A 21,222-nucleotide genomic window follows, 5' to 3' on the forward strand; every position below is an offset into this window, starting at 1 on the left:
GCCTATACAGCCAGATCTCTGAAGTCTATGTCGTAGGTATCCTGTATGTATTCCAGTACTTCGTCGTTGTCTTCGAGTATCTTGTCTGCTTCCAGGCCGTGAAAGGTTCCTCCATCAAGGTATAGAAATACGTTGAAGTCTTCTGTCTGCACGAAAACATCTCCTTTATCGTATGTTCCGAAGTCTCTAGCTACTCTGTGTAGAAATTCTTCTTCGTCAACCATGTTTCTCAGATCGTCGTAGATTGTATCGAGGTCTTTGTATGGTTCAGCGTCAAAGGAGATTGATTGCGGCATGTATCTTTATTGTAGTGAGATGAATAAATCGAATGTTGCTGTTGGTTACAGTTATTCTATAAAGTCATATTCTGAGGCCTCTAGGGCATCTATCATGTCGTGGTATGGGTCGCCATCAGATTGTGTTTCATCAAGGCCTAGTAGTTCCATTACTTCTCTTTCGGCATCTATCACGCTTAAAGGATATATATCTGTGAGGCCTTCTTCATCTGGTGTTCCTGTCAGGTATGTATCTATTATGCCTGCGAATTTTCTGGTGTCGAGAGCGTCTTCTATTTCCCATGCGTCTCCTCCGAAAATGTCTACTGGTTTTCTTTCGAAATCTCGTTCCTCGCTCCAGAAGTATTCAAGGTTGTCTGGCTTGAAATCTCTGTAGGTTATAGCGTGGTTCTGTCTAAGGTCAAACAGAAGTTCCATGTCGTCTCTTATGATATCTGGTACTGAGAAAGTTGACTGTACTTCATTTTGCGGTAGGTCTGCAGCGTTCATTCTGACCATTACAGTGTTATATGGTGCGTCGGACTTTAGTTCATCTACTTCGACCCATGGAAATCTGTCAACAGAGTTTACTATTTCTTCCTGCTCAAAAGGATCTTTTGACTCCCAGTCATATGGAATTGACTTCACCACATAGCCTCTAGGACTCATATGAGTAGAATTAGTAGCGCCCTCACCAATCTTGCTTTCGTCATCGTATAGAGCGTCTTTATCAGTCTGAAAGCGGCGATCTAGCGCTCTTTGGTGAAGATCATTAAAACTCATAAAGAGTTGTTATGAAGAAGTAATAAATAATTATTCGTGGTTGATTTCCACTTCGTCAAGTACATCTAGGGCCTGTGTTGATACGAATGCGAGGTCTTGCCAGTCTTTTGTCATTCTTGGGCAGGCGCAGTTGACGTAGATGTCGATTCCGAATCCTTTGTAGTCTGATTCGAAGATTCTGTCTTCGACAAATACGTATACGTCTTTGCCGTGTTTCTCAAGTTTTTCTTTGGCGATTTTGACGGCCTGCATGTAGTTCTGGCCTTTCTTTGAGGAAGTGACGATACCCCATTTCTTCTTGTCTTTGTACTTCATGACTCTGGCGTATTCTGCTCTTTTCTCGTCGTCAAGAGAGTTAGGTGGTTCAACCCAGATGTGCTCTTCGTATGGATCTACTACGTAGACCTTTTTTCCGGTCTCCGATACCTGTGATGGGTGGAAGTGGCCGGATCCGAGGAAGACGAAAGCGTCTACCTTGTGTGATATGTTGTGGGCCGCTCCTGCATCGCATCCGAGTACCTGGCCGACTTCTGTGGTTCTGAGGCCTGTCTTGCCTTCTACTACTTCATATCCTTTTTCTTCAAGGAATTCTCGGGCCTCTTCTGCTCTGTCCATGTACTGTGTTACTCCTACGAGGCCGATTTTTTCGTCTTCGTCTATTTCTTCGTAGTGGTTTTCCAGAATACTCATTATGTCTCTGTCTTCTCTGTACGGAAGATAGTAGACGTTGAGGTCGTCCATGTCGGCTTTTTCTGGATGCAGGAATCTTGTGTGGCCTACGTGAATTAGCGCGTCGGCCCCCATTCTTTCTGCTTTTTCGTCTGCGATTCCGCATGCTCCGAAGGTTGAGGCCCCGATTATTACGGTTTCGTATCCTCTTTCTTCGAGTTGTTGTGCGTAGTCAATTATCTGTGGTTTGATGCCGTCAGGGCCCTGTAGACCGATTTTTTCGTGGTCTTTGCCCTCTATTTCTTCGAGAATTTCTTCTATTGATTCGTAGTTCCACTGTGCTCGCTGGTTTTCTTCCGTCATATAACCTTGAATGTACGCGAAGTCTTTTTAATCAGCAAGTTTGTCCATGATATACTTCTTTTCTTCCCTGAGAACGGCTTTTTCAAGCGATTCAAGGTCTATCTGCGAGGCTATCACGTCGAACCTCTGTCTGACAGCGGCCCCTACAAGTGTTTGATCTGGTTGTTCTACCAGGAGAATTTTCAGTTCCGCGTCAATGTATTCTATGGCTTCTTTAAGGCCTGTGTCAGGTAGTTTTCTTGCATCAATGACTGCTTTTTCCCCGTTGAAGGCAAAGATTTCAGAGTAGTTTGTAAGATATCCTTCAGAAGGTATTGCGTCCTCTCTTTCGTATCCTACAGAGTATCCTTCTCCAAAAGGCGGCGAGAGATGTACTGCTCTGTGTTTTCCATCTATTGGAAGCACTTCTGTGGCCGAGACAGTGTCTGAAAGAGAGCTTTTTGATGATCTGTCAGCTGAGCGATGTTCGTGGCCGCGGCTTGATCTATCATGTTGTTCTTCAGTTACTTCTACTGATTGGCTTTCGATTTCTATGTTTTGGCCTTCGTTAAGATTACCTGTGTAGTTGAATATTGCAGGTTTGCCCTCTTTACGGGCTTTCTGTGCGTCCGTTGATGTGAATCCCCCTTTTCTGGAGATGAGGGTCTTGCTGTAGTCTTCTGGGGGATGTGTCTGATCTGAGAATCTTATGTCTCTTCCTACGCAGCCTTTTATTTCTCCAGAACTTGCTCTTACTCCTTTAAGCGATGGCTGTGATGTCTGGAATGGGTTGTATTCGTTTTCTGTTTTGAATACGTCTACTACGTAGAATGTTCCTCTTTTGTAGATGAATTTTATGCTGTACGAGTTTTCCGATAGTTCGTCGGCCATTTCTGTTATTTTGGAGTGTGGAATTGATGGCGAGTTGCTGCTTGTTCTTTTTCTGCGGTGTTGGCCGTTCATCGGGTTTCTGGTTATTTTTATCTGTGATTCAGGCCTTTTCTCGTCTACTACTTCTTCTCCAGATACCAGGTAGAGTTCTGGAGAAGTTATTCCCTCTTCAAGAGATATTCCAAGGCCTTCTACCGTTTCTACCAGTGTATAGTCGCCAAGGTAGCTGTTGATTGCGGCTCCAGTGTATCCTGGCTCCACCATTTTCTGCACTATTACTGCGGGTGCTCCGGAGTTGTTTTTCTCGTAGTATGATGCTATGACTTTTTTCAGGGCGTTTTCCAGATTGGAAAGGCCTACATTCAGTTTGTAGTCATAGATTCCTTTTGTGTCATTTGATATTCTTATTGCTACGCGGCCCGTGTCTCTCTGCCCTCCTACGAGGCTTTTTGCTTTTCCAGAGGCCTCTCTGACTTCTGAGCTCATTCCTATTTGTTTGTAGGCCGATCTTACTTCTTCGAATGTGTCTGAGGATATATCTGAGTTCAGTACCTGATCTGGGTTTCTTGCGTCTCCGATCAGTGTGTTTACATCTTTCTTTGTGAGTGTGAAGAAGTTTGGTACGTTGAGGCCTGATACCTGGTCTAGAAGTGCGGCCTTTCGTCCGGATTGTTCTTTACTGATTTCGCCTTTCCACTGAACCATGGAAATTATTTGTGGTTAGGCCGGATTAATAGTTAAGGGAAAAATAGGGAGAATGTTTATTCTACGACTCTGACTCTGCAGCTGACAGGCATCTTGTCGCTTGCTCTTTCCAGGGCCTTTCTTGCTTCGTCGACGTCTTCTTCTCCGAGGTCAACGCGCATGATTGCCTGGTCTTTTTCTACGAGTGCTGATCGGCCGATTGGTCGTCCGAATGGTTTACGCATACCTTCGTAGTAACGGTCTGCCTGTGCTACTCCTGCTAGAGGGTGGTACCTTAGAACGTGGTGTGGATATGGAATAATTTTCATGAAGTACTCCTCTTCAGGATCTAGAACCTTGGATAGGTGGGAGTTTGCTGCTACACGGCCTGCTTCCAGAGCTTCGCTTCTGATCTGGCACTGTTCTTCGATTCTGAGCTCTAGAGATTTCGGGAACTCCTTCTTTCTTGCTCCCTGTTCATACTGTGTTACTCTTGGAGCTGGAGCTCCTTTGATGTAATTATCTTTCTTTTTCTGGCTCTGCCGAGTATACGGCTGACCCGGGTGCTCTCTGTAAATTCTTGCAGGCCTATCTCCCATTATTAATACCTCGTGAACAAAGTCGTGAACTTAAATTTTATATAGGGTTTCGTCATGTTTCGGTGATTGCTTCTGCCAGATTGGTATCCGGGAAGTATTGCTGTATTTCCTCTCTACTTATTTTCTGTAGATAATCCATTCTCTCATCTGCCGGTTTGCTGTCATCGCGGGCTACATGGTATACTGTGGCAGCGAAGTCGAAATGTTCAAGGCCTTTTGACGATAGCTGGTTGAGGCCTAGCTCCTCCACTTTTGCATCAAAATTATCTATGTTTGTCTTGTATTCTCCTTCCGTGGCCTTTACGAGAGCATAGTCTGTTACAGTCTGGTAGAAGTCCGACTTATTTTCCAGAACCGCTGAATCTTCCACTATGTTCTCTATCTGCTGGAAGGCCTTGTCTGAGTGACGGAAGGTATTCTTTCCCATGATATTACTTTGTTGCGAAACTTTTTATCGGAGTTGGATGACCAGAGGTTTTAATCCGCGAAGTTCAATTGTATGTGTGGAAACTGTAAAAGTGTATCAGATCGGTGTCGGCAGCTTTGGAAGGTACGGTTTTGAGAAGTTTGTTGATATGCATAACCACCTTCAGGAAGTTGATGTTGAGCTGGCCGGCGTCTGCGATAAAGATTTTGAGAGACTTGAGAACGCTGAGAGTTTCGCCGAGGCCAACGATGTAGAGGTTGAGACCTTTCGCGACACCGATGAAATGTATGATCATGCCGCTCAGCAGGACGAACGTGTTCTTGTGTATGATGCAAGCAACTCGGCTACTCACGCCACTCATATCTATGGATCACTGCAGAGAAACTTTTTCCATATAGCGGAGAGGCCTCCTTCTCTCAGTAGAGAGCAGCATATTCAGGAGAAGAAGCTTGCAGAGGACCAAGATGTAATGTGGAAAGTTGACTTTATTGAGAGAGAATCTCCTGTAGTGCAGAAGGCCCTTGAACTTGTTGAGGGCAAGAGGATTGATTCTCTGAAGGCCTTCCGTGAGAGCACGGCCGGTGTCCAGAAGTCTTTGAATCCTGCGAAGTTTTCCGGTGTTGAAGGTGGAGATATACTTGATAAGATGATTAACGAGGTCTACTTTCTGGATCTTCTTGAGGCCTCTGGCAATGAGTCCATGCTTGAAGTTGATGATGTGAAGTCTTTCTTTATGCCGAAAGGTGTTGATTCAGATAGCATGATGAGTTTGAAAGGTAGCAAGACTCGAGAGATTGATGAGGCCGCTACTGCCAGGACTCACGCACGTGTTTCAGCCGGTGATACTGATGTTGAGCTTTATTCAAGCTGGCTGGGCATATGTAATAATGCTAGAGAAGTTGAGAAGGAGCATGGCCTTGGCTTATTTAATGAGGATTATCGGAAGGTTGATGAGACTGCTTTTTCGGATGAGGAGTGTCGTTTCTTTGTTGTTGAAGGCGAGGTCAGTCTTATCGGCGACCTTCTGCACGGCCGTCTCTATAATATTGATGAAGGCGAGGAGATTGATGTACCCGATCTCCTGCATGATCAGCTTTACCGTGTTCTGAAGAAATCTGTTCTGAATGCTGCGGGCGAGAGATCTGATCCTGTGTCGGAAAGAGAGACTGAGGAGTTCATGGAGCTGTTGTTTGATATCAGGGATGAAGCTGTTGAAGGCGCGGGAGATTACTTTGATGAGCTGGATGAGTCCCAGAGTATTATGCGTCAGAAAGTGGTTGAAGATAAAAAAATTCTTGACGCAGAGAAAAGTAGCACCATCGCCGGTTGATTAACTATGAAAGCTGTAATTCCCTGTGCAAAAAAGAAGGAAGGAATGTTCCCGCTCTCTGAAACAAAGCCAACAGCACTTATGCCTGTAAGAGGAGAGCCACTTGTAAAACATCTTATTAGAAGTCTTGAGGAGATTGGAGTTGACGACATCTATCTTGTAACCAATCATCTAGAAGAGCAGTTCGAGACGATGTTCGAAGAATACACCAATATTAACATTGTACACCAAGAAGAGCTGGGCGGTACAGCTGATGCAGTGAAGGCCTGCGACTTTATCGAGGAAGACTTTTTCGTTGTTAACGGCGATGTGCTTATTTCTGAGGAGGATCTTCAGAATCTGAAAGATAAGCATGATGAAAGCGGCGGGAAGGCCTCTATTCTTGCAGCTCATGAGAACAAGCCGGAGAAGTTCGGGGTTCTCAGCATTCGACATGATCAGGTCAGCAGGATAAGTGAGAAACCTGATGAGGCCGATAACAGCTTGGTTAACTCCGGAATCTATATTCTTGACAATGATATTTTCGATGTTATTGAAGGTCTTGACACAGGTGCTCTGACAGATGCAGTCTCCGAGATTGCTGAGGATGGCGATGCCTACTTTGAGATGATTGAGAACTACTGGATTGATATTGGAGGGCCTAGAAAGCTTCAGGAAGCTGACCGCGTCAAGAGAGATGAGATCAGCGAGACGGATATTCATCAGGACGCTGATGTCAGTCAGGAAGCCTATATCACCGGCGATTCTATTGTTGCGAAAGGCGCAGAGGTTAAGGAAGGCGCGATAGTTGAAGGCAACTGCTTTATCGGTGAGAACGCTGTTATCGGGCCTAACACCGTTGTCAGAGATTCTTCTATTGGTTCTGGCTGTCAGGTTCGGCATGCTGATGTTGATAGAAGTGTGATGTTTGAGGAGAATATTGTGGATCCTTTTGTCTCGATTGAGGGCTGTATCATCGGTGAGGAAGGAGATTTCAAGCAGGGCTCGGTTATCAGAGAGTCGTTTATCGGGGCCAGAAGCTTTGTTGACATGAATAACTCGATTCGTGGCGTGAAGTTTGTGCCTGATGCGAGAACCGATCTCTCGGAGATCAGCAAGTAGCAGGATTGATTAGTAAGTTAAACATTCCTCTCACATACTGGATTAAGGTGCAACCGTGAAGGCAGTAATACTTGCAGCTGGCGAAGGCACGCGAATGAGGCCTTTGACCGAAGACACTCCAAAACCTCTTCTACCTGTAGCCGGGAAACCAATTATTCAGCACAATATTAACTTGATCAAGGACTTTGTCGACGAGATAATAGTTGTTGCCGGCTATGAAATAGGCCAGATAGAGGATTTCTTTGAAAACACTCCTGTGAAGATTGTTGAGCAGAGAGAGGCCCAGGGTACTGCCCATGCAGCTCTTCAGGCCCGCGAATATATTGACGACCGGACTCTGATTATGAATGGCGACGATATCTACGGAAGCTCTATTAGACAGATTAAGGAGCATGATACTGCTTTTGCTGCTGCAAGATCGAAGAATCCTGAGAACTTCGGGGTTCTTGAGACTATTGATGGAGAGGTAAAATCCATCGTTGAGAAACCTGATGAGCCGCCGTCCAATCTTGTGAATATCGGATGCTATCTTGTCAAGCCGCGGTTTTTCGAGCTACTTGAGAACGTCGAGGTTTCTCAGAGAGGAGAATACGAGATAACAGATGCACTGAGCATGTATATCGCTGAGGAAGACGTAAAGTTAATTGAAACAGAGGAATGGCTTCCCTGCAGCTATCCGTGGCAGATGATAGAGGCCAATCAGAAATTGATGCAGAACTTGAACCACAGAGTTGAAGGAGAAGTACATGAGACCGCAGTTGTCAAAGGAGACGTAGTTATAGAGAAGGGCGCTACCGTGAAGGAGCATTCAGTGATCGAAGGCCCTGCAATAATCAGATCAGGAGCTGAAGTAGGGCCTGATGCATACATTCGTGGAGGAACAGTTCTTCACAGCAATGTTGAGGTTGGAAAGGCCGAGATCAAAAACTCTGTACTTAGAGAAGAGTCAGCAGTCCCTCATTTCAGCTATGTCGGCGACTCCTACCTTGGAAAGAACGTGAATATCGGGGCTGGCGCAAAAACCGCTAACCTGCGTAACGACGATGCAACAGTTAGAATGGCTGTTAAAGGAGAGTTAATGGATACAGGCCTGAGAAAGATGGGTGCTGTAATTGGTTCGGAGGCCAAGATCGGCGTTAATACCTCTATTAAGCCAGGTCGGAAGATTGGTTTCGATGCATCTGTTGACAGCGCTGAAAAAGTCGGTAAAAATGTTCCAAGCGGCAGAACCTGGAAAGACGGCGATATTGTATGAAGGTAGGCCTTGATTTTGACAGAGTGCTTTTCAGAACAGATGAGTTCAAGGAGGAAGTACTTTTTGCCGAGATAGAGAATTTTCAGGAGACTTACTCGAAGATTGATGGGGTTTACAGCCCTGAGAAACACGCCGAGAAGCTTGGCATCTCCATCGAGAAGATTATGGAGTGCCTGGACAGGGCCTCGGAGTATCTGTATGAGGATATTGAGCTTCTGAGGGATTCGAATCACGAGTTCATTATTGTGAGTCGCGGAGATCCTGTTTTTCAGGAGGAGAAAGTTCAGCGCTCGGGCGCTCTAGATTTTGTGGAAGATCATATTATTCTTCAGGACAGAACAAAAGATGTTGAAGGAATCGAGTTTCTTGTCGATGATCTGAAGAAGGAGATTCAGAACGCAAATATTGAGGGTTTTCACTTCAAAAGACCTGAAAACTCGCTGAAAGACGTACTTAACAGACTGGAGGAGAAAGAAAAATGAAACCAGAGAAAGTATTCAAAAGATACGATATCAGAGGCCGATACCCAGAGGAACTAGATGAAGAATTCGCAGAGAGACTGGGAAAGGCCGTAGGAAGCTTTGTAAAAAATAATTTTAACGGAAAAACAGTTGTCTGCAGAGACAATAAAGACACATCAGGCCCTCTAAAAGACAACCTTATAGAAGGACTGCGTTCTACAGGTGTAAAAGTTTTCGACGCAGGAGTAGGCCCTACAGACTACTCTGCATACGCAGGAATGAAGAAAGAGGCTGTATCAGTTCAGGTTACATCCTCTCACTTGCCTCTGGAATTCAACGGCTTCAAGCTCACCTATCCGGAGGGCAACGGATTTATCAACGAGGATCTGAATGCTGTGAAAGATATCTTTAGAAGCGAGGAATTTGAACAGGGTGATGGAGGCCTTGCGTATTTTGCGGACAGTATAAAGAAAGATTACAGACGCGGGCTTGTTGAGACAGCTAAAGAATACAGTGATGGCCTCTACAACAAGAAAGTGGTTGTCGACAGTCTTGGTGGCGCATCTACCGAGTTTCTGGCCGGAGCTCTCAGAGAGCTAGGTGCTGAAGTAGTCGATATTGCGGAGAGTAAAGATGAGCATCCTTACAGAGACCCTCCTAACCCAAAGCCAGAGAAACTTGAGGAGCTAAAATCTCTGGTAGAAGAGGAGAACGCCGATATAGGCCTTGCAACCGACATGGATGCCGATAGAGTTGCTCTCTACAGAGATGGCTTTGTTTCTGGCAGCGAGATTTTCTCCCTGATGGCCTTGAAAGTTAAGGGAGACGTGGTGGCCTCTATTGATACTTCTCAGGCCGTGGAGGATATTGTCGAGGGTCAGGGCGATGAGATATACTATACTCGTGTTGGCGATCCTTTTGTTATGGATAAAGCTCTGGAAGTTGATGCAGCTCTGGCTGGAGAGCCAAATGGCCATTACTCGGTGCTTGATTTTGTGCCGTACAACTCCGGGACCTTGACTGCTCTTGTTCTTGCAGGTCTGGATATTGATTCTGCTCTGGAGGAAGTTCCTGAGTACTACGTTGAACGCGATAATCTGAAAGTGGAAGATAAAGAGGAGAAAATGGCTCTAGCTGAAGAGATTGTAGAGGCCGAGCATGAAGTAATTTCACGTGTTGATGGTGTGAAGGCCTTGATTGATGGGGCCGAGGTTTTGATCAGGCCTTCTGGTTCTTCTCCTAAGATCCGTGTTATTTCGGAGGCCTCTGATGAGAGTGTTGCTGAGAGAGGTCTTGAGGAGGCCTTGCGTATTTTGCGGAAGGCATAAAACTTTCTTTCTCCTGTTTTTGTACATGGCAGAAGTTATATTCAATTTTGAGGAAGGGCCTTACGAGGTTCTGGAGTACACTGTAAAGATGAAGGATGGTAAAGCTGTTATCGAGGTTAATGATGGAGATCTTGGGCGTTTGCCTGTAGAGGATCTTGATACTGTTGAGCAGCTGCGTGAAGCACTTGAGAAGATTGAGATGGAGTTTCAGGAAGCTGAGCGTCGTGGAGAAGAGCTTTAAACTGTAAAATAAGAGAAAAGAAGAAAATTTTGTGTCAAAGAAGGGAGACTTATACGTCTCTTGCTTTGACAGTTTTACGTCCGTTTTCGTCTGCTCTTTCTACAGCTCTTGCGATTAGGTCCTTTACCTCTTCGTCTAGAGCGTCGTAGAAGTCAGATCCTACGTTGACGCCATCTGCAGCGTCACGTACTCCGGACTTCTTTAGTACGTCTACCACGTGAAATCACCATAGAAGTATTGGCTGGCCTCTTTTTTATAGGTACGGGGAATATTCCCGCAAAAGTAACTTATCAAGGCCTGAAAAACAGTTTTTGTTATTGTGTTGAAGTGAATAGTTTGTTCGGATTTTTTCGAATAAAACTGATTAAATTAAAAATTATAAGCTCTACAAAGGATTTATGGAATTAGACTTCAAAACCGTGAAGGCCTTGAGCTCTCCGACAAGGATCAAGATTTTAAGCCGTGTACTGGAGAAAGAATACACTCCTACAGACCTGAGTAATGATATCGGGAAAAGTAAGTCAACGATTTCATCCCATCTTGAAACTCTGGTAGGTTCAGGACTTGTAGAGAAGGACTCCGAGGAAGGCAGGAAGAGAGTAGTTTATCATCCAACGGATAAGGCCCGTGCAATTGTCAATGAGAAGGAGAAAAAGGTCAAGTTCTCCATAGTTTCCTCAACAGTTACAGGCCTTGTAGGGCTCGGATTTGTAGGCTCCACGTTGATTGAGAGGCCTCAGAAAGGTTCTCTTCAGAACTACGCGGCTGATCAGGGAGCCAGTATAATGATGGAAGGCGCCAGAAATGCTCCAAAGGCCACTGAAGCTGCTTCAAGTAATCCTGAACAGGTTTTCTTCTTCCTGGGTCTTGGCTTCCTGACAATATCTATCTCGGCGATTCTTTATGGCCTGTTAATGAGAGCTCTGGAATAAAAAGTGAGGAATAAGAGGGTTTTCAGGGTGTCCAGAGTCTGTTGACGCGGGCCTCTGCCTCCGAATGTTTTTCCCTGATTTCTTCTGGATTATTTTCTCCGTTGACGTTGATTAGATGGACTTTCCCACGCGTATCGGAGTATACGTCCTGGAAGTCGTAGACCACTCCTATTACATCAGTTTTCTCGGGAATATCTTCTGATTGAAGAAGCTGGTTGATCTGCTGGTCTACGTTGTACTCTACAAGCCTGTTGACTGCTTCAGAGTCTTCCAGGCCGTCAGGAAGTTTTTCAAGGCCGTCTTCCAGCCTCTGTTTAAGGAGTTCTATGCAGTGTGTTATTCCTTCAGGTTCTTCGAGGCCTTCTGTTAGTTCTCTGTATGTTGCGGTGACTGCTCCGCATCCTGTGTGGCCTACCACGATTACTGTCTGGGTTCCTGTGTGTTCTAAGGGGTAGAGTACGTCGCCCGAGATTTTTTCTCCTTTGCTGGTTTTCTGTGTTACTCTGTTTCCGATGTTGCTGCATGTGAATACGTGGCCCGGGTGTTTGTTACCCCACATGTGGTCCTGCAGGACTCTGGAGTCGGAACAGCATACTGTAACAAAATCAGGCTCCTGGCTGTCCTGCAGTTCGTCGAATTTTTCGTTGAATTTTTCTGCGTGATCCAAGTTTGATTCAAGTAGATCAATTAATTCCTGTTTCATAGGTGTATTCAGTTCGATCAGATAAAGTTTTTCAACTGTTCTCTCCTGAGTTCCAACAATGCCCTTATTAAACTTTCAAGCACCTTATACAGGTAGAAGAGTTATTCGAAAAAATTTTCTAACCAACACGAAAGATTTCATCAAGTGAAAAGAAATGGCTACATGTCAACTTTGCGGAGAAGAAACCGATTCAACCACCAAGACCAAAATCGAAGGAGCAGTTCTGCAGGTATGTGACTCCTGCGCTGAAATGGGCGAAAAAGTAAAGACCAAGTCCAAAAAGAAGAAGCGCAAGAAAAAGAAGAAGTCAAGAAGACGCAGAAAACGCAACGAAGAAGTATTGATCAATGATTACGGGAAGAAAGTGAAAGAGGCCCGTGAATCAAAGCAGCTTTCTATCATGGAGCTTGCTGACGACCTGAATGAGAAGGAATCTCTTCTTAAGAAGATCGAGCAGCAGGAGCTGAAACCTGAGAAAAGCCTGGCCCAGAAACTGGAGAAAAAATTCAACCTTGAGCTGTACACTATTCCAGAGGCCTGGGATCAGGAAACAGACTCCGGAGACAGTAGATCAGCTACTCTTGGCGACGTCGCAGAAGTCAAGGAAGACTAGGTAATTTTGAACTCCTGGTCAAGCGTCAGGTGAGAGAATATTCCCAAGGCCATTGCTACTCCTGGTAGCGGTGAGGCAAAGCTGTAGACACTTCCCACTACTACTCCCGAGCTGACCAGCGCTAGGAATGTGAAGGAGTGGGTGAATCCTCTGTGCTTCATTTTTATTGATGAGAAACCGACGTAGGACAGCAAAAATATTGCTGCTGCTATTGCAAATCGGTGGTGCAGCGGAAGAGGTAGGTAAACTACCCCAAGTATTGCAAGGCCTATGCTAAAGAATGCCTTGGCAGCCCTATGCACGTAGGCATTTTTATGGTCTATATCTGGCAGTACTGAGCCTACTACAATTGCTATTGACGACACCATTGTTTCTACAGGGGTTAAAACTAGCATATCTTTCAAAAAGTAGCTTACTATTGCAGCGGCCAGAAAGCCGAACAGTACGTGTTCTCTGAAGTCTCCCATCTCTGTATTTTAATTGCAGACGGGTTTAAATTAATCTTTCATTTCCTGACTTTGTGGCAGTGCCGGCAGCGGGCCTCGTAGCTTTCCTCTGCACCGACCATAACCGTTGGATCATCGACATGGGCCGGTTCTCCGTCGATAAGTCGCTGGTTTCTTGTCGCAGGTTTGCCGCACTGCGTGCAGATAGCTCTGAGTTTTTCAACGTATTCTGCAGAGGCCATTAGCTGTGGTACAGGTTCGAAAGGTTCTCCTCTGAAGTTCTGATCTATTCCCAACACAATCACTCTTTTTCCACTGTTTGCAAGTTGCTGGCATACGTTAACTAGGTCTTTCTGGAAGAAGTTGGCCTCATCTACCGCGACTACATCAGCCTCTACATCTTTCATTTCCTCCAGGCCTTCTGATGCATCTACTACCTGTGCCATCCATTTGCGGCCGTTGTGCGAACCTATTTCTTCCTCTCCGTATCTGTCGTCGACCTCCGGTTTGAATACCTCTACTTCCTGGCCCGCTATTTCTGCCCTGTTAAGTCTTCTGATCAGCTCCTCTGTTTTTCCCGAGAACATTGAACCAGTTATTACTTCGATATGGCCTTCGGTAGATACCTCTGTAGAACTCATTGTATTCTGATTGGAGGCCTAGAAATTTATCTTTCGAACTACTCCAGAAATTGATTAAAGTGGAGAATTGCAAGTACTTGCCATGGTTGTTTTAGAACAGTATCTTCCTCATATCGCCGCGACAATTATGGCCCTGATATTTTATCGTAAAGATCGTCAGGCCTTTCTGGCAGGGAGCGTTACAGCAGTTGTTGCTGGCGGTTCAGGGTATTTCCTGGCGATGCAGTTGAATCCAGAGCTTGTTAATTATACTATGATTGTTGCTGGCGGCGCTGCAATGTTTTCCGGTTATATTGGGTCGCATCTTCGTGCTGAGAGACTTGTTCTTGATGCATTAATCGATAAAGTTCAGGGAGAATAAGTTAAGCGCCGGGGCCGGGTACGAAAATCCCGGGATTTTCTAGAGCAGAAGTTCTCGATGAGAACTTCAAGATTCGAACCTTCGAATCCTGCAGTAGAAATTATTTGTAAATTAGAAGCGCCGGGGCCGGGATTCGAACCCGGGCGGACTGCAATAGCCCAATGGCTTAGCAAGCCATCGCGTTAAGCCACTCTGCCACCCCGACTTTGTGGTGTAGTATAGTTGTGGATGGTCAGTCTTTAAAATTCAACCTTGAGTTTTTACTGCATTCTTAGGCCTGTGATCATGTACCGTGTTTTGATGACTGGTAGTTTGTATAGGAAGTAGAATGTGTGTTTGTCTGAGCTGTGGAAGGCCTTTTCCATTACTGGTTGGTGTCTTTCCCGGTATTTTTCGTATAGTTTGCGGGCTTCTTCTCCTTTGAGGCCTTGTTCTTTTTTCTGTTTTTCTTTGATTATTTTTCTTTCCAGTTGTTTTCTGTTCTGGATGAATCCGTTGTGGTCGAGTTCTTCTTGCTGGAATTTTTCTGCTATCTGGTTGAGGTCTTGGGCTATCTGGTTCCATTCGTTCTGTGTCAGACGGCCGTTTCTGAGGAGGTCTACTACGAGTCTTCTTTCTGCTCTCAGGTATGCGTCTGTGAATCCTTTGACTACTTTGTTTCTCAAGCCCATTATGTATTACTGTTACACCGCTAAGAGTTAAAACCTGAGGGCCTCGGTTTTACCAAATTATTTAAGTCTCAGACTGTTTATTTGAGGTATAAGGAGTTGTAACAAAAAATGTCAGAGAATATCATCGATTTTTCGGATGTCGAGAGCAAGGACGTCTTCACGAAAAAAGGATCTTACTGTGGAAAAGTTAAAGATGTAGAACTTAATCTCGGCAAGTTTGCCGTTAGAGCAGTTGTAGTTGCAGCTGAACCAGGTTCTTACCTAGCTCAAAAGGTTGGCGGCTCCAAGAACGTTGTAATTCCATATAACATGGTCCAGTCTATTGACGACATCATTATTATCAGCGATTTCCAGACAAGTGACGTAGGAGACAGCGAAGAGTAAGATGCTTCAAACACTGGTAGCTATAGGCCATGAAATAGTTAGGTCAAGCTGGATAGCAGCTTCAGTTCTTGTAAAATACTATCTAGCTGCTACAGTACTTTATCTTCTGTACAGGAAAGATCTCAATATTGAGAGTTTTCAGGAGAACCTTGTAGATAATTCACGAACAGTTATTTTCAGTCTTCTAGGCCTTGGTATTGTCCTTGCTGTTTCAGGCCTTCAGATTTCGCCTGTTTTTGGTGATGTCAGCCAGTTGATCGCGCTGGGTTATCTGGCGTATCTTTTCTGGGTTTACTGAAGTTTGGACTTTACTTTGTTGTGCCAGGAGTCGAGGGCCTGTTTTGCGATGTTTTTGAGTTCTTCGAAGGGTAGTGTGGTGTATACGTAGTATACTGTTTTGTCGGTTTTTCCTTCTCTCATGATGATATCTTTGTTTAACATGTCTTGTAGGGCTCTTTGAACTGTTGACCTGTTTCTGTCGACTTCTGCGGCCAGTTCCTGTACTGTTAGTTGTTTATTCTTTAGTTCGTCGAATATCTGCTTCTGTAGCGAGTTAAGGTCGAATATGTCGAAGATTATATCTTCGTCCTCCTTCCCCTCCAAATCAAAGAACTCCATATAGAGAAATTTCTGTTAGGCTAGTAATAAAAATATATCAGCCGCCGGCGATTACATCGAATACTCTGATCGTATCTCCGTCTTCAAGTTCGTGTCTGCTTGAGATTATAGTCCCGTTCTTCGATACGAGAACTTCTTCAACAGGTATGTCCTCATCTTTCAGGAATTGCTGAACAGAGATATCTCTATCGACTTCTACCTGTCTCTCGACTTCCTCTTCCAGATCATCCCTTACGAGTGTGATCCTGATCCTGCATCACCTTTCTCATCTATTCTTCTCTCGTATTTTTCCATTGCCCTCTCGAAGGCCTTCTCCGCATCTATATCCAGCGAGTCTGCTACTGCCAGGATTGAGAAAAGCACGTCACCTATCTCATCCTCTTTAACATCCAGTTTTTCTCGGGCCCCTCCGTATTCAGCGGTTTTTACCGCGTCCTTCACTATTTCTCCGGCCTCTGATATGAAATCCATTATTCTGAACTCTGGTGGGGCCTGCATGTCGTTTTCTTCAAGAAATTCTGATACTCTGTTTTGTTGTTGGCGGAGAGACATCCTTTATTCGACCTCTATATGTCCTTTTCTTGCGGCGTGAAAGATATATTCCTGGGCATAACCAGAGTACTCGCCGAAGTGTTCTCTCATGTTTTCAGATAGTTGATCGTATTTATCAGCGTAGAGATCCTCAAAATGACTTTTCAAGGCCTTATCTGCCCACGTATCGATTGGGTAGGCCTCGTAGAATCCTAGAGAGAAGAGAAGTACGCAGTCCGCTACTTTGTCTCCTACGCCGTACAGTTTCTTCATTTCTTCGCGGGCCTCGACGTACTCCATTTCTCCGACTTCTTCAGCTTCAAAGCTTTCTTCCTCCAGAATTTTGAGAGTTTCTACTATGTATTTTGCTCTGTAACCTGTTCCCAGTTCTCTGAGTTCTTCTTCAGAGGCCTGTGAAAGTTCTTCCCTAGTAGGGAATCTTAGTAGTTCTTTTCCATTGATTTCTCTTGTTTCGCCGTATTTTCTGGCGATTTCGTTGTGCATTTTCTTGATTCGTGGTATTCTCATCTGTGGCGAAAGCAGATAGGAGATAAGACATGGGAAGAATTCGTCCTGTACAATTCTGAGGCCCCAGAGATATTCTTTTGCCTCTGAAAGTTTCTGATTTTCCGGAAATGTCTGGAAGATGTCTTCCAGATCGTGATGTATTCCGAGGGCCTCTTCTACTTCTTCTCTTGGCAGTTCTGTTTCTACAATTATTTCGTTGTCTTTTTCCTCTACTATTATCGGTTTCTTGTTTCTGAATGTGTAGAACCGGGAATTCTTTTCGGATTCAGAAGATTCTTGGTCTTCGGATGCTTCTTCGTAGAGTTTGCCGTTTACTCGATGCCAGCAGAATGTCTGGCCACAGGTCATTGTCTGTTCCAGGTCGAAGTCTTCCGCCGGTATCGAGAATTTTTGCATGGAATATCTAGTGGTGAGAAAGAGTTTTTAGTCCGAGTCCTTCTTCGAGTACTTGAAGAATCCTGTACCTTTTTCCTCGTCGTAGTCGTCGCTCTTGTCTTTGGTCTTCTTTGCATCTCTTTTCAGGTAGCTGCGGCCGCATTGGTGGCATTTTACTCTTTTCTGGGCCTTGCTTCGCTGTTTGTAGCCGCAGTCCGGGCACTGGTAGAAGACCTTTGACATGTTTATTTCTCCTTTGCTGAATGTGTTAAGCTCTTCGGTATTTTGAACAGATGTGAGTTTTTACTGGAGTCGGAGGCCCCGAATTCCGGTACCGGTTCTGCTATTTTCTCCATGATGGAGGCCATGATTTGTTCGTATTCCGAGGTTTCCGGCAGTATGAAGTAGTCGTAGGTTGAGGCCTTTTCTGTGAGGTAGTCTATGTGCCAGTGTAGTTTTTTGTCGCTGGAGAAGTGTCTTTGCAGTCTTTTTTCGACTGAGTTCTGTGCTGATCCGATGTATGCATAGTGGCCTTTGGAGAATTTTATTTGGCCTAGAGCTCCTACTTCGATTTCTCTGTCTTTTTCTAACTCTATGAAAAGCATGTAGACTCCTTTCATCACTGCACGTTTTAACAAATTGGCTGCGAGTTTTTAGTATTATGAGATCGGAGCTGCGTGATGGTCTTATCTACGGTCTTTTTCTTGCAGGCCTGACTTTTCTGACTGTGAAGGTTCTCGGTTTCAATCCTGCTTCTCTTACTGTTCTGCTGTATCTTAACGTGTTGATGGGGTTAGTGATCAATCTCAGGTCTGAGAATCTGGGTCTCGAATCTGTTTTCGGCCAGTTGATGGTTGCCGTTGAAGGAGAAGAGCAGAAGGTTAAGAGAGTTTTTACCGGCGAAGAGTATGTTTTGAACGGCACGATGGAGAAGATTGAGGAGAATTAGCTGTAGGTTATCTCCGCGTATTTCAGGCCTTCATCTGTGTAGACTGTTAGTTTTCCTGAGTCGCTGTACAGTGTCATGCCTGTTTCGTATACCGCGTCGACATTCATAGGGCCTTCTCCCGTGTAGAAGCTGTAGGTCTGACCTGGCTCTATTTTCACTTCTTTTATGTTGTAGCTATCGCTGTAGCTTGGTGATGCACTGTGTAGTCGCCAGCCTGAAAGATCTACTGCTTTCTCGGCCTTGTTGGTTATGTTTACGTATTCCTGTTCGCCTTCGACTATATCGAATTCTAGTTCTGGTAGTTCTGATCTTATGGCCTTTGTCTCGCGTTTTTCTAGCTCTTTTACTTTGTTATGTATTTTTTCTTTGATGTCGGCCCTGATTTTTTCTACTTTTGTTCTGTTGAGGCCTTCAAATTTTTCGAATCTTCTTCCTTTTCTTACTCCTGTTGTTAGTGTTCCGTAGGGTGTTGTTATTCTTTCTTTTCTCATGGATGCGTTGGATAAAGTGATTTTGAGAGTGGCTCGCGGCGTTCTGTACTTCGTTACCTGTTTCTCCGGGCTTTCTGTTTTCTGTATCGTGTAATCTGTTGTTTTCATCTCCGAGTTTCTTGTTGCGTTGGAGAATTCCAGGCCGAACGTGGATCCGAATTTTCCTTCTTCATTTATTTGGAAGAATTTATTTGATTGAGAGCTTATTTGGACTGTTTCTGCAGCTGCCGGAATAGATATTACAAGCGTGATAAGTAGTGCTGTGATTATAGAGTCTCTTTTGAGGCCCACTTTACCTAAAAGTAAAAATAGAGGATTTTTTAAGTCTGGCCTAGAGTTCGCTGTAGTTGTTGTTGAATACTACCAGAGTTGATCTGAGAACCCCCAGGACTATTGGGCCCAGGAAGAGGCCTGCTGCTCCGAATAGGTATACTCCGCCAAGCACTCCGATAATTATTACTGCAGGATGGAGTTCTGCGGATTTATCTACGACTATCGGCCGGAGGAAGTTGTCTGTGAGGCCTACTACTACCAGTCCATAGGCGAATAGTATCATTCCTTCGAATACGTGGTCGATCATTATGAGGTATACTGCTGCAGGCCCCCAGATGAGGAAGGATCCTACTATCGGTAGGAATGCCAGGATTGTCATGACGAATGTCCAGAAGTACGGGTTTGGTACTCCTGTGGCGTAGAGGCCTATTCCTGCGACGAGTCCCTGTGCGATGGCGACGAGTACGTGGCCTTTGACTACGGCCCACGTGGTTTTGTTTGTTCTTTCCAGCAGGCTATCCTGGATGTCGTGTGGTAGCGGGAATACGTCTTTCATCCATTCTATGAGTTTGTCGCCGTCTTTGATGAAGTAGTAGAGAAGGAAGAGCATCAGTGAGACTCCTATAGCAAGATTTGCGATTACGTTGAATATTTGGGATACGTTTCCAAAGGATATTGTTGAGAATTTTCTGATTATTTCTCTGACATTTTGTTCTACATTTAGATCTTCTCCTGTTATCTGTTCAAGCCTCGAGTCTATTCGGGAGAGATCAATTGTTTCAAGATCCCCTATTCTGGCTGATAGATCCTGTGCATCGTCAACTACCACGCTTGCTGCCAGAACCATAGGTACGATCGCGAGAAATATCGCCAGAAATACCAGAAATCCTGCGCTAGCAACCTGGCCTGTCATTGGAGCTATTCTTTTGTGGAGAGGCCTTAGAACAAACGCAAGTATTGCAGCTCCGGCAATGTACGGCAAAAATGGTTTCACCATTAGGCCTGCGATCGCGCCTACGACTGCTATTAGAAGAAGTAAGAAGCCTCTCTTTTCATTCATGGATATAACTGCGTTATACAGTTTTACATAATTACTCCGGTTCCAGCAAACATAAGCAGGGCTGGAATTATCAGCACCGACATTACTACAGCATTCTGATCATGTGTTCTGGCGGCAAATCCTATTGCTGAGGCTGTTGCGAGAACCAGTAGACCAGGAAGGCCTGTAAACAGGCAGGTTATAGAGATGAGAAGTAGAAGTGTTGCGGCCGTTACCTTTCTGTAGTCTATTTTCTGGATTATGTCAACGTAGCTGTAGGATACTTTCAGACAGATGAAGTAGGATAAAATTGCCGAGATCAGGGCCACTGCAGTCATTTTAAGCATCAGGCCTTCTGAAATTTCTGTCAGCTGGTTTATGGCAACTGATGCCCCACTCCTTGGAGAACCTATAATATAGAGTGCCAGCAGAGAAGTTACGATGTCGGAAGAGTTGACTCCACCAAGCGCGGTGATGAAGTCATCCTTTTTTCTTGAGATAGGTGTCAAGAACGTTGTGGAGATCGCTGGGCCTATCCCGGGTACTATCCCTGCAATCAGGCCTGCTAGCGCACCAATCACCCCCGAGAAGTAGGTTGTATCTGTTTCAAATTCTCTTTCTTGTTCAGGTAGTTCTGTGTCTTCTCTGATTGCTGTTGTCATGGCTGGTACTGCGAAGAGACCTGTGAATACCGGTATGAGTACAAAGTTCTGGTTGACAGGCAGGTTGAATGAGTAGATTCCGAGCAGGCCTGATGCCGCCGCCAGCTGAAGTGATTTTGCTATGTCTTCCGTGTTGATTACTGCAAATATCAGGAAGAAGAATAGTATGTAGAACATGTGCGGGCTTATAATCGAGTAGACTGTTTCAAGGCCTAGAAGGAGTACTGGTGAGAGGATCAGTATGAATATTATTGCTGTGAGGCCTCCTTTTGCTGTTTTCTGGAATGCTTTGAGGCCTTTTCCATTTTTTACTGCTTTTGCTCCCGGTATTGTGGAGAGTGCTGTAGTTGCGTTTGGGGCGTGAAGAAATATTGCCGGTAGGAAGTCGTGGAATGTGTGGGAGACCGAGATTGAGATGATAAATGCTAGATAGATTGTGAGGCCTATTGACGATTGCAGATAGTATGGCAGGCTTATGAATACTACTGTGTTGGGGTGTATTCCTGGTGTAAGGCCTGTTATTGTTCCTGCTAGTGTTCCTAGTATAATTATTGGTATTATTTCTGGGCCGATGTTTGTGTTTGATCGGGCAAGTGGATTTAAAGTGCAGGGTGTAATG

At 44.8% G+C, this 21,222-nt stretch carries 32 protein-coding genes and 1 tRNA gene; 12 read left to right on the plus strand and 21 right to left on the minus strand.

Annotated features, from left to right (window positions below; all coding sequences use genetic code 11):
* Window positions 1–2: 2 nt before the first annotated feature.
* Genes HBNXNv_RS05750 through HBNXNv_RS05775 form a run of 6 tightly spaced genes read right to left on the minus strand, consistent with a single transcriptional unit; the run spans window position 3 to window position 4,670 of the window.
* On the minus strand, window positions 3–296 hold the full coding sequence (locus HBNXNv_RS05750; RefSeq protein WP_347720723.1) for a hypothetical protein: 294 nt from the start codon (window positions 294–296) through the stop codon (window positions 3–5).
* Between the two features lie 51 nt (window positions 297–347).
* On the minus strand, window positions 348–1,058 hold the full coding sequence (locus tag HBNXNv_RS05755; protein WP_347720724.1) for a hypothetical protein: 711 nt from the start codon (window positions 1,056–1,058) through the stop codon (window positions 348–350).
* A 30-nt stretch (window positions 1,059–1,088) separates the two neighbouring features.
* Entirely contained in the window at window positions 1,089–2,090 is a 1,002-nt protein-coding gene (dph2, locus tag HBNXNv_RS05760) for a diphthamide biosynthesis enzyme Dph2 (protein WP_347720725.1), read from the minus strand.
* A 27-nt stretch (window positions 2,091–2,117) separates the two neighbouring features.
* Window positions 2,118–3,665 carry a PEP/pyruvate-binding domain-containing protein gene (locus tag HBNXNv_RS05765; protein ID WP_347720726.1) on the minus strand — a complete coding sequence of 516 codons (1,548 nt, stop codon included), beginning with the start codon at window positions 3,663–3,665 and terminating at the stop codon, window positions 2,118–2,120.
* A 56-nt stretch (window positions 3,666–3,721) separates the two neighbouring features.
* A complete protein-coding gene (locus HBNXNv_RS05770; protein WP_347720727.1) occupies window positions 3,722–4,243 on the minus strand; it encodes a 50S ribosomal protein L16 in 522 nt (173 codons plus the stop codon).
* A 52-nt stretch (window positions 4,244–4,295) separates the two neighbouring features.
* Complete coding sequence (locus tag HBNXNv_RS05775; RefSeq protein ID WP_347720728.1) at window positions 4,296–4,670, minus strand: hypothetical protein; 375 nt, start codon at window positions 4,668–4,670, stop codon at window positions 4,296–4,298.
* Window positions 4,671–4,746: 76 nt separating this feature from the next.
* Here HBNXNv_RS05775 and HBNXNv_RS05780 point away from each other — a divergent pair, with 76 nt between their 5' ends.
* From HBNXNv_RS05780 to HBNXNv_RS05805, 6 genes are read left to right on the plus strand one after another with little or no spacing between them, the layout of a single operon-like run.
* Complete coding sequence (locus tag HBNXNv_RS05780; protein WP_347720729.1) at window positions 4,747–6,000, plus strand: Gfo/Idh/MocA family oxidoreductase; 1,254 nt, start codon at window positions 4,747–4,749, stop codon at window positions 5,998–6,000.
* 6 nt (window positions 6,001–6,006) lie between these two features.
* The gene (locus HBNXNv_RS05785) at window positions 6,007–7,101 is read left to right on the plus strand and encodes a sugar phosphate nucleotidyltransferase (RefSeq protein WP_347720730.1); all 1,095 of its coding nucleotides are present in this window, start codon (window positions 6,007–6,009) and stop codon (window positions 7,099–7,101) included.
* Between the two features lie 55 nt (window positions 7,102–7,156).
* Window positions 7,157–8,356, plus strand: a complete 1,200-nt coding sequence (gene glmU / locus HBNXNv_RS05790) for a bifunctional sugar-1-phosphate nucleotidylyltransferase/acetyltransferase (RefSeq protein WP_347720731.1) — start codon at window positions 7,157–7,159, stop codon at window positions 8,354–8,356.
* The gene (locus tag HBNXNv_RS05795) at window positions 8,353–8,838 is read left to right on the plus strand and encodes a hypothetical protein (RefSeq protein ID WP_347720732.1); all 486 of its coding nucleotides are present in this window, start codon (window positions 8,353–8,355) and stop codon (window positions 8,836–8,838) included. Before glmU ends, HBNXNv_RS05795 begins: the two co-directional genes overlap by 4 nt.
* Window positions 8,835–10,145: a hypothetical protein gene (locus HBNXNv_RS05800; RefSeq protein ID WP_347720733.1), complete on the plus strand. Its 1,311-nt coding sequence runs from the start codon at window positions 8,835–8,837 to the stop codon at window positions 10,143–10,145. Before HBNXNv_RS05795 ends, HBNXNv_RS05800 begins: the two co-directional genes overlap by 4 nt.
* Before the next feature lie 25 nt (window positions 10,146–10,170).
* A complete protein-coding gene (locus tag HBNXNv_RS05805) occupies window positions 10,171–10,386 on the plus strand; it encodes a hypothetical protein (protein ID WP_347720734.1) in 216 nt (71 codons plus the stop codon).
* Window positions 10,387–10,435: 49 nt separating this feature from the next.
* Here HBNXNv_RS05805 and HBNXNv_RS05810 read toward each other — a convergent pair whose 3' ends face one another.
* The gene (locus tag HBNXNv_RS05810; RefSeq protein ID WP_347720735.1) at window positions 10,436–10,603 is read right to left on the minus strand and encodes a DUF1931 domain-containing protein; all 168 of its coding nucleotides are present in this window, start codon (window positions 10,601–10,603) and stop codon (window positions 10,436–10,438) included.
* Between the two features lie 181 nt (window positions 10,604–10,784).
* Here HBNXNv_RS05810 and HBNXNv_RS05815 point away from each other — a divergent pair, with 181 nt between their 5' ends.
* Window positions 10,785–11,318: an ArsR/SmtB family transcription factor gene (locus HBNXNv_RS05815; protein WP_347720736.1), complete on the plus strand. Its 534-nt coding sequence runs from the start codon at window positions 10,785–10,787 to the stop codon at window positions 11,316–11,318.
* Window positions 11,319–11,340: 22 nt separating this feature from the next.
* Here HBNXNv_RS05815 and HBNXNv_RS05820 read toward each other — a convergent pair whose 3' ends face one another.
* Complete coding sequence (locus tag HBNXNv_RS05820; RefSeq protein ID WP_347720737.1) at window positions 11,341–12,021, minus strand: carbonic anhydrase; 681 nt, start codon at window positions 12,019–12,021, stop codon at window positions 11,341–11,343.
* A gap of 154 nt (window positions 12,022–12,175) precedes the next feature.
* On the opposite strand from HBNXNv_RS05820, the gene HBNXNv_RS05825 reads away from it, so the two are divergent.
* Window positions 12,176–12,634 (plus strand): multiprotein bridging factor aMBF1, encoded by a 459-nt coding sequence (locus tag HBNXNv_RS05825; RefSeq protein ID WP_347720738.1) that lies wholly within the window; start codon window positions 12,176–12,178, stop codon window positions 12,632–12,634.
* Here the strand turns inward: HBNXNv_RS05825 and HBNXNv_RS05830 are convergent.
* The gene (locus tag HBNXNv_RS05830) at window positions 12,631–13,101 is read right to left on the minus strand and encodes a metal-dependent hydrolase (protein ID WP_347720739.1); all 471 of its coding nucleotides are present in this window, start codon (window positions 13,099–13,101) and stop codon (window positions 12,631–12,633) included. The two genes, HBNXNv_RS05825 and HBNXNv_RS05830, sit on opposite strands and share 4 nt — an antisense overlap.
* A 38-nt stretch (window positions 13,102–13,139) precedes the next feature.
* Window positions 13,140–13,721 carry a thymidine kinase gene (locus HBNXNv_RS05835; protein WP_347720740.1) on the minus strand — a complete coding sequence of 194 codons (582 nt, stop codon included), beginning with the start codon at window positions 13,719–13,721 and terminating at the stop codon, window positions 13,140–13,142.
* Between the two features lie 82 nt (window positions 13,722–13,803).
* On the opposite strand from HBNXNv_RS05835, the gene HBNXNv_RS05840 reads away from it, so the two are divergent.
* Window positions 13,804–14,082 carry a hypothetical protein gene (locus HBNXNv_RS05840; RefSeq protein ID WP_347720741.1) on the plus strand — a complete coding sequence of 93 codons (279 nt, stop codon included), beginning with the start codon at window positions 13,804–13,806 and terminating at the stop codon, window positions 14,080–14,082.
* Window positions 14,083–14,200: 118 nt separating this feature from the next.
* Here the strand turns inward: HBNXNv_RS05840 and HBNXNv_RS05845 are convergent.
* Window positions 14,201–14,287: transfer RNA gene (locus HBNXNv_RS05845), tRNA-Ser, on the minus strand.
* A 55-nt stretch (window positions 14,288–14,342) separates the two neighbouring features.
* The gene (locus tag HBNXNv_RS05850) at window positions 14,343–14,753 is read right to left on the minus strand and encodes a hypothetical protein (protein ID WP_347720742.1); all 411 of its coding nucleotides are present in this window, start codon (window positions 14,751–14,753) and stop codon (window positions 14,343–14,345) included.
* A 108-nt stretch (window positions 14,754–14,861) separates the two neighbouring features.
* Between HBNXNv_RS05850 and HBNXNv_RS05855 the strand changes: the two genes are divergently transcribed.
* On the plus strand, window positions 14,862–15,137 hold the full coding sequence (locus HBNXNv_RS05855) for a PRC-barrel domain-containing protein (protein ID WP_347720743.1): 276 nt from the start codon (window positions 14,862–14,864) through the stop codon (window positions 15,135–15,137).
* A gap of 1 nt (window position 15,138) precedes the next feature.
* Window positions 15,139–15,435: a hypothetical protein gene (locus tag HBNXNv_RS05860; protein ID WP_347720744.1), complete on the plus strand. Its 297-nt coding sequence runs from the start codon at window positions 15,139–15,141 to the stop codon at window positions 15,433–15,435.
* Here the strand turns inward: HBNXNv_RS05860 and HBNXNv_RS05865 are convergent.
* The 6 genes from HBNXNv_RS05865 to HBNXNv_RS05885 are packed head-to-tail and all read right to left on the minus strand — an operon-like array spanning window position 15,429 to window position 17,809.
* The gene (locus tag HBNXNv_RS05865; RefSeq protein ID WP_347720745.1) at window positions 15,429–15,755 is read right to left on the minus strand and encodes a helix-turn-helix domain-containing protein; all 327 of its coding nucleotides are present in this window, start codon (window positions 15,753–15,755) and stop codon (window positions 15,429–15,431) included. The two genes, HBNXNv_RS05860 and HBNXNv_RS05865, sit on opposite strands and share 7 nt — an antisense overlap.
* Before the next feature lie 37 nt (window positions 15,756–15,792).
* Entirely contained in the window at window positions 15,793–16,005 is a 213-nt protein-coding gene (locus HBNXNv_RS06065; protein ID WP_430827689.1) for a MoaD/ThiS family protein, read from the minus strand.
* Window positions 15,987–16,307 (minus strand): MazG nucleotide pyrophosphohydrolase domain-containing protein, encoded by a 321-nt coding sequence (locus HBNXNv_RS05870; protein ID WP_347720746.1) that lies wholly within the window; start codon window positions 16,305–16,307, stop codon window positions 15,987–15,989. The genes HBNXNv_RS06065 and HBNXNv_RS05870 overlap by 19 nt, the downstream gene beginning before the upstream one ends.
* A 3-nt stretch (window positions 16,308–16,310) precedes the next feature.
* Window positions 16,311–17,210 carry a DNA-3-methyladenine glycosylase family protein gene (locus tag HBNXNv_RS05875; RefSeq protein WP_347720747.1) on the minus strand — a complete coding sequence of 300 codons (900 nt, stop codon included), beginning with the start codon at window positions 17,208–17,210 and terminating at the stop codon, window positions 16,311–16,313.
* Between the two features lie 27 nt (window positions 17,211–17,237).
* Window positions 17,238–17,432: a hypothetical protein gene (locus HBNXNv_RS05880; RefSeq protein ID WP_347720748.1), complete on the minus strand. Its 195-nt coding sequence runs from the start codon at window positions 17,430–17,432 to the stop codon at window positions 17,238–17,240.
* 2 nt (window positions 17,433–17,434) lie between these two features.
* Window positions 17,435–17,809: a GIY-YIG nuclease family protein gene (locus tag HBNXNv_RS05885; protein ID WP_347720749.1), complete on the minus strand. Its 375-nt coding sequence runs from the start codon at window positions 17,807–17,809 to the stop codon at window positions 17,435–17,437.
* Window positions 17,810–17,850: 41 nt separating this feature from the next.
* Here HBNXNv_RS05885 and HBNXNv_RS05890 point away from each other — a divergent pair, with 41 nt between their 5' ends.
* On the plus strand, window positions 17,851–18,138 hold the full coding sequence (locus tag HBNXNv_RS05890; RefSeq protein WP_347720750.1) for a hypothetical protein: 288 nt from the start codon (window positions 17,851–17,853) through the stop codon (window positions 18,136–18,138).
* Here the strand turns inward: HBNXNv_RS05890 and HBNXNv_RS05895 are convergent.
* The 3 genes from HBNXNv_RS05895 to HBNXNv_RS05905 are packed head-to-tail and all read right to left on the minus strand — an operon-like array spanning window position 18,135 to window position 21,221.
* A complete protein-coding gene (locus HBNXNv_RS05895; RefSeq protein ID WP_347720751.1) occupies window positions 18,135–18,920 on the minus strand; it encodes a lamin tail domain-containing protein in 786 nt (261 codons plus the stop codon). The two genes, HBNXNv_RS05890 and HBNXNv_RS05895, sit on opposite strands and share 4 nt — an antisense overlap.
* 40 nt (window positions 18,921–18,960) lie before the next feature.
* Complete coding sequence (locus HBNXNv_RS05900; RefSeq protein WP_347720752.1) at window positions 18,961–19,962, minus strand: AI-2E family transporter; 1,002 nt, start codon at window positions 19,960–19,962, stop codon at window positions 18,961–18,963.
* Between the two features lie 23 nt (window positions 19,963–19,985).
* Window positions 19,986–21,221 carry a tripartite tricarboxylate transporter permease gene (locus HBNXNv_RS05905; protein ID WP_347721349.1) on the minus strand — a complete coding sequence of 412 codons (1,236 nt, stop codon included), beginning with the start codon at window positions 21,219–21,221 and terminating at the stop codon, window positions 19,986–19,988.
* Window position 21,222 lies beyond the last annotated feature (1 nt).

The organism is Candidatus Nanohalovita haloferacivicina (assembly GCF_029232205.1).
Taxonomy (GTDB): Archaea; Nanohalarchaeota; Nanosalinia; order Nanosalinales; family Nanosalinaceae; genus Nanohalovita; species Nanohalovita haloferacivicina.

Bases quoted from the DNA above. Each gene is read 5' to 3' on its own strand.
- HBNXNv_RS05815 (WP_347720736.1), top strand. From the start codon at position 10,785: ATGGAATTAGACTTCAAAACCGTGAAGGCCTTGAGCTCTCCGACAAGG.
- HBNXNv_RS05875 (WP_347720747.1), bottom strand. From the start codon at position 17,210: ATGCAAAAATTCTCGATACCGGCGGAAGACTTCGACCTGGAACAGACA.
- HBNXNv_RS05825 (WP_347720738.1), top strand. From the start codon at position 12,176: ATGGCTACATGTCAACTTTGCGGAGAAGAAACCGATTCAACCACCAAG.
- HBNXNv_RS05900 (WP_347720752.1), bottom strand. From the start codon at position 19,962: ATGAATGAAAAGAGAGGCTTCTTACTTCTTCTAATAGCAGTCGTAGGC.
- HBNXNv_RS05835 (WP_347720740.1), bottom strand. From the start codon at position 13,721: ATGAGTTCTACAGAGGTATCTACCGAAGGCCATATCGAAGTAATAACT.
- HBNXNv_RS05890 (WP_347720750.1), top strand. From the start codon at position 17,851: ATGAGATCGGAGCTGCGTGATGGTCTTATCTACGGTCTTTTTCTTGCA.
- HBNXNv_RS05870 (WP_347720746.1), bottom strand. From the start codon at position 16,307: ATGTCTCTCCGCCAACAACAAAACAGAGTATCAGAATTTCTTGAAGAA.
- HBNXNv_RS05800 (WP_347720733.1), top strand. From the start codon at position 8,835: ATGAAACCAGAGAAAGTATTCAAAAGATACGATATCAGAGGCCGATAC.
- HBNXNv_RS05840 (WP_347720741.1), top strand. From the start codon at position 13,804: ATGGTTGTTTTAGAACAGTATCTTCCTCATATCGCCGCGACAATTATG.
- HBNXNv_RS05850 (WP_347720742.1), bottom strand. From the start codon at position 14,753: ATGGGCTTGAGAAACAAAGTAGTCAAAGGATTCACAGACGCATACCTG.
- HBNXNv_RS05880 (WP_347720748.1), bottom strand. From the start codon at position 17,432: ATGTCAAAGGTCTTCTACCAGTGCCCGGACTGCGGCTACAAACAGCGA.
- HBNXNv_RS05770 (WP_347720727.1), bottom strand. From the start codon at position 4,243: ATGGGAGATAGGCCTGCAAGAATTTACAGAGAGCACCCGGGTCAGCCG.
- HBNXNv_RS05820 (WP_347720737.1), bottom strand. From the start codon at position 12,021: ATGAAACAGGAATTAATTGATCTACTTGAATCAAACTTGGATCACGCA.
- HBNXNv_RS05785 (WP_347720730.1), top strand. From the start codon at position 6,007: ATGAAAGCTGTAATTCCCTGTGCAAAAAAGAAGGAAGGAATGTTCCCG.
- HBNXNv_RS05755 (WP_347720724.1), bottom strand. From the start codon at position 1,058: ATGAGTTTTAATGATCTTCACCAAAGAGCGCTAGATCGCCGCTTTCAG.
- HBNXNv_RS05865 (WP_347720745.1), bottom strand. From the start codon at position 15,755: ATGGAGTTCTTTGATTTGGAGGGGAAGGAGGACGAAGATATAATCTTC.
- HBNXNv_RS05775 (WP_347720728.1), bottom strand. From the start codon at position 4,670: ATGGGAAAGAATACCTTCCGTCACTCAGACAAGGCCTTCCAGCAGATA.
- HBNXNv_RS05795 (WP_347720732.1), top strand. From the start codon at position 8,353: ATGAAGGTAGGCCTTGATTTTGACAGAGTGCTTTTCAGAACAGATGAG.
- dph2 (WP_347720725.1), bottom strand. From the start codon at position 2,090: ATGACGGAAGAAAACCAGCGAGCACAGTGGAACTACGAATCAATAGAA.
- HBNXNv_RS05855 (WP_347720743.1), top strand. From the start codon at position 14,862: ATGTCAGAGAATATCATCGATTTTTCGGATGTCGAGAGCAAGGACGTC.
- HBNXNv_RS05860 (WP_347720744.1), top strand. From the start codon at position 15,139: ATGCTTCAAACACTGGTAGCTATAGGCCATGAAATAGTTAGGTCAAGC.
- HBNXNv_RS05750 (WP_347720723.1), bottom strand. From the start codon at position 296: ATGCCGCAATCAATCTCCTTTGACGCTGAACCATACAAAGACCTCGAT.
- HBNXNv_RS05830 (WP_347720739.1), bottom strand. From the start codon at position 13,101: ATGGGAGACTTCAGAGAACACGTACTGTTCGGCTTTCTGGCCGCTGCA.
- HBNXNv_RS05765 (WP_347720726.1), bottom strand. From the start codon at position 3,665: ATGGTTCAGTGGAAAGGCGAAATCAGTAAAGAACAATCCGGACGAAAG.
- HBNXNv_RS05885 (WP_347720749.1), bottom strand. From the start codon at position 17,809: ATGAAAGGAGTCTACATGCTTTTCATAGAGTTAGAAAAAGACAGAGAA.
- HBNXNv_RS05805 (WP_347720734.1), top strand. From the start codon at position 10,171: ATGGCAGAAGTTATATTCAATTTTGAGGAAGGGCCTTACGAGGTTCTG.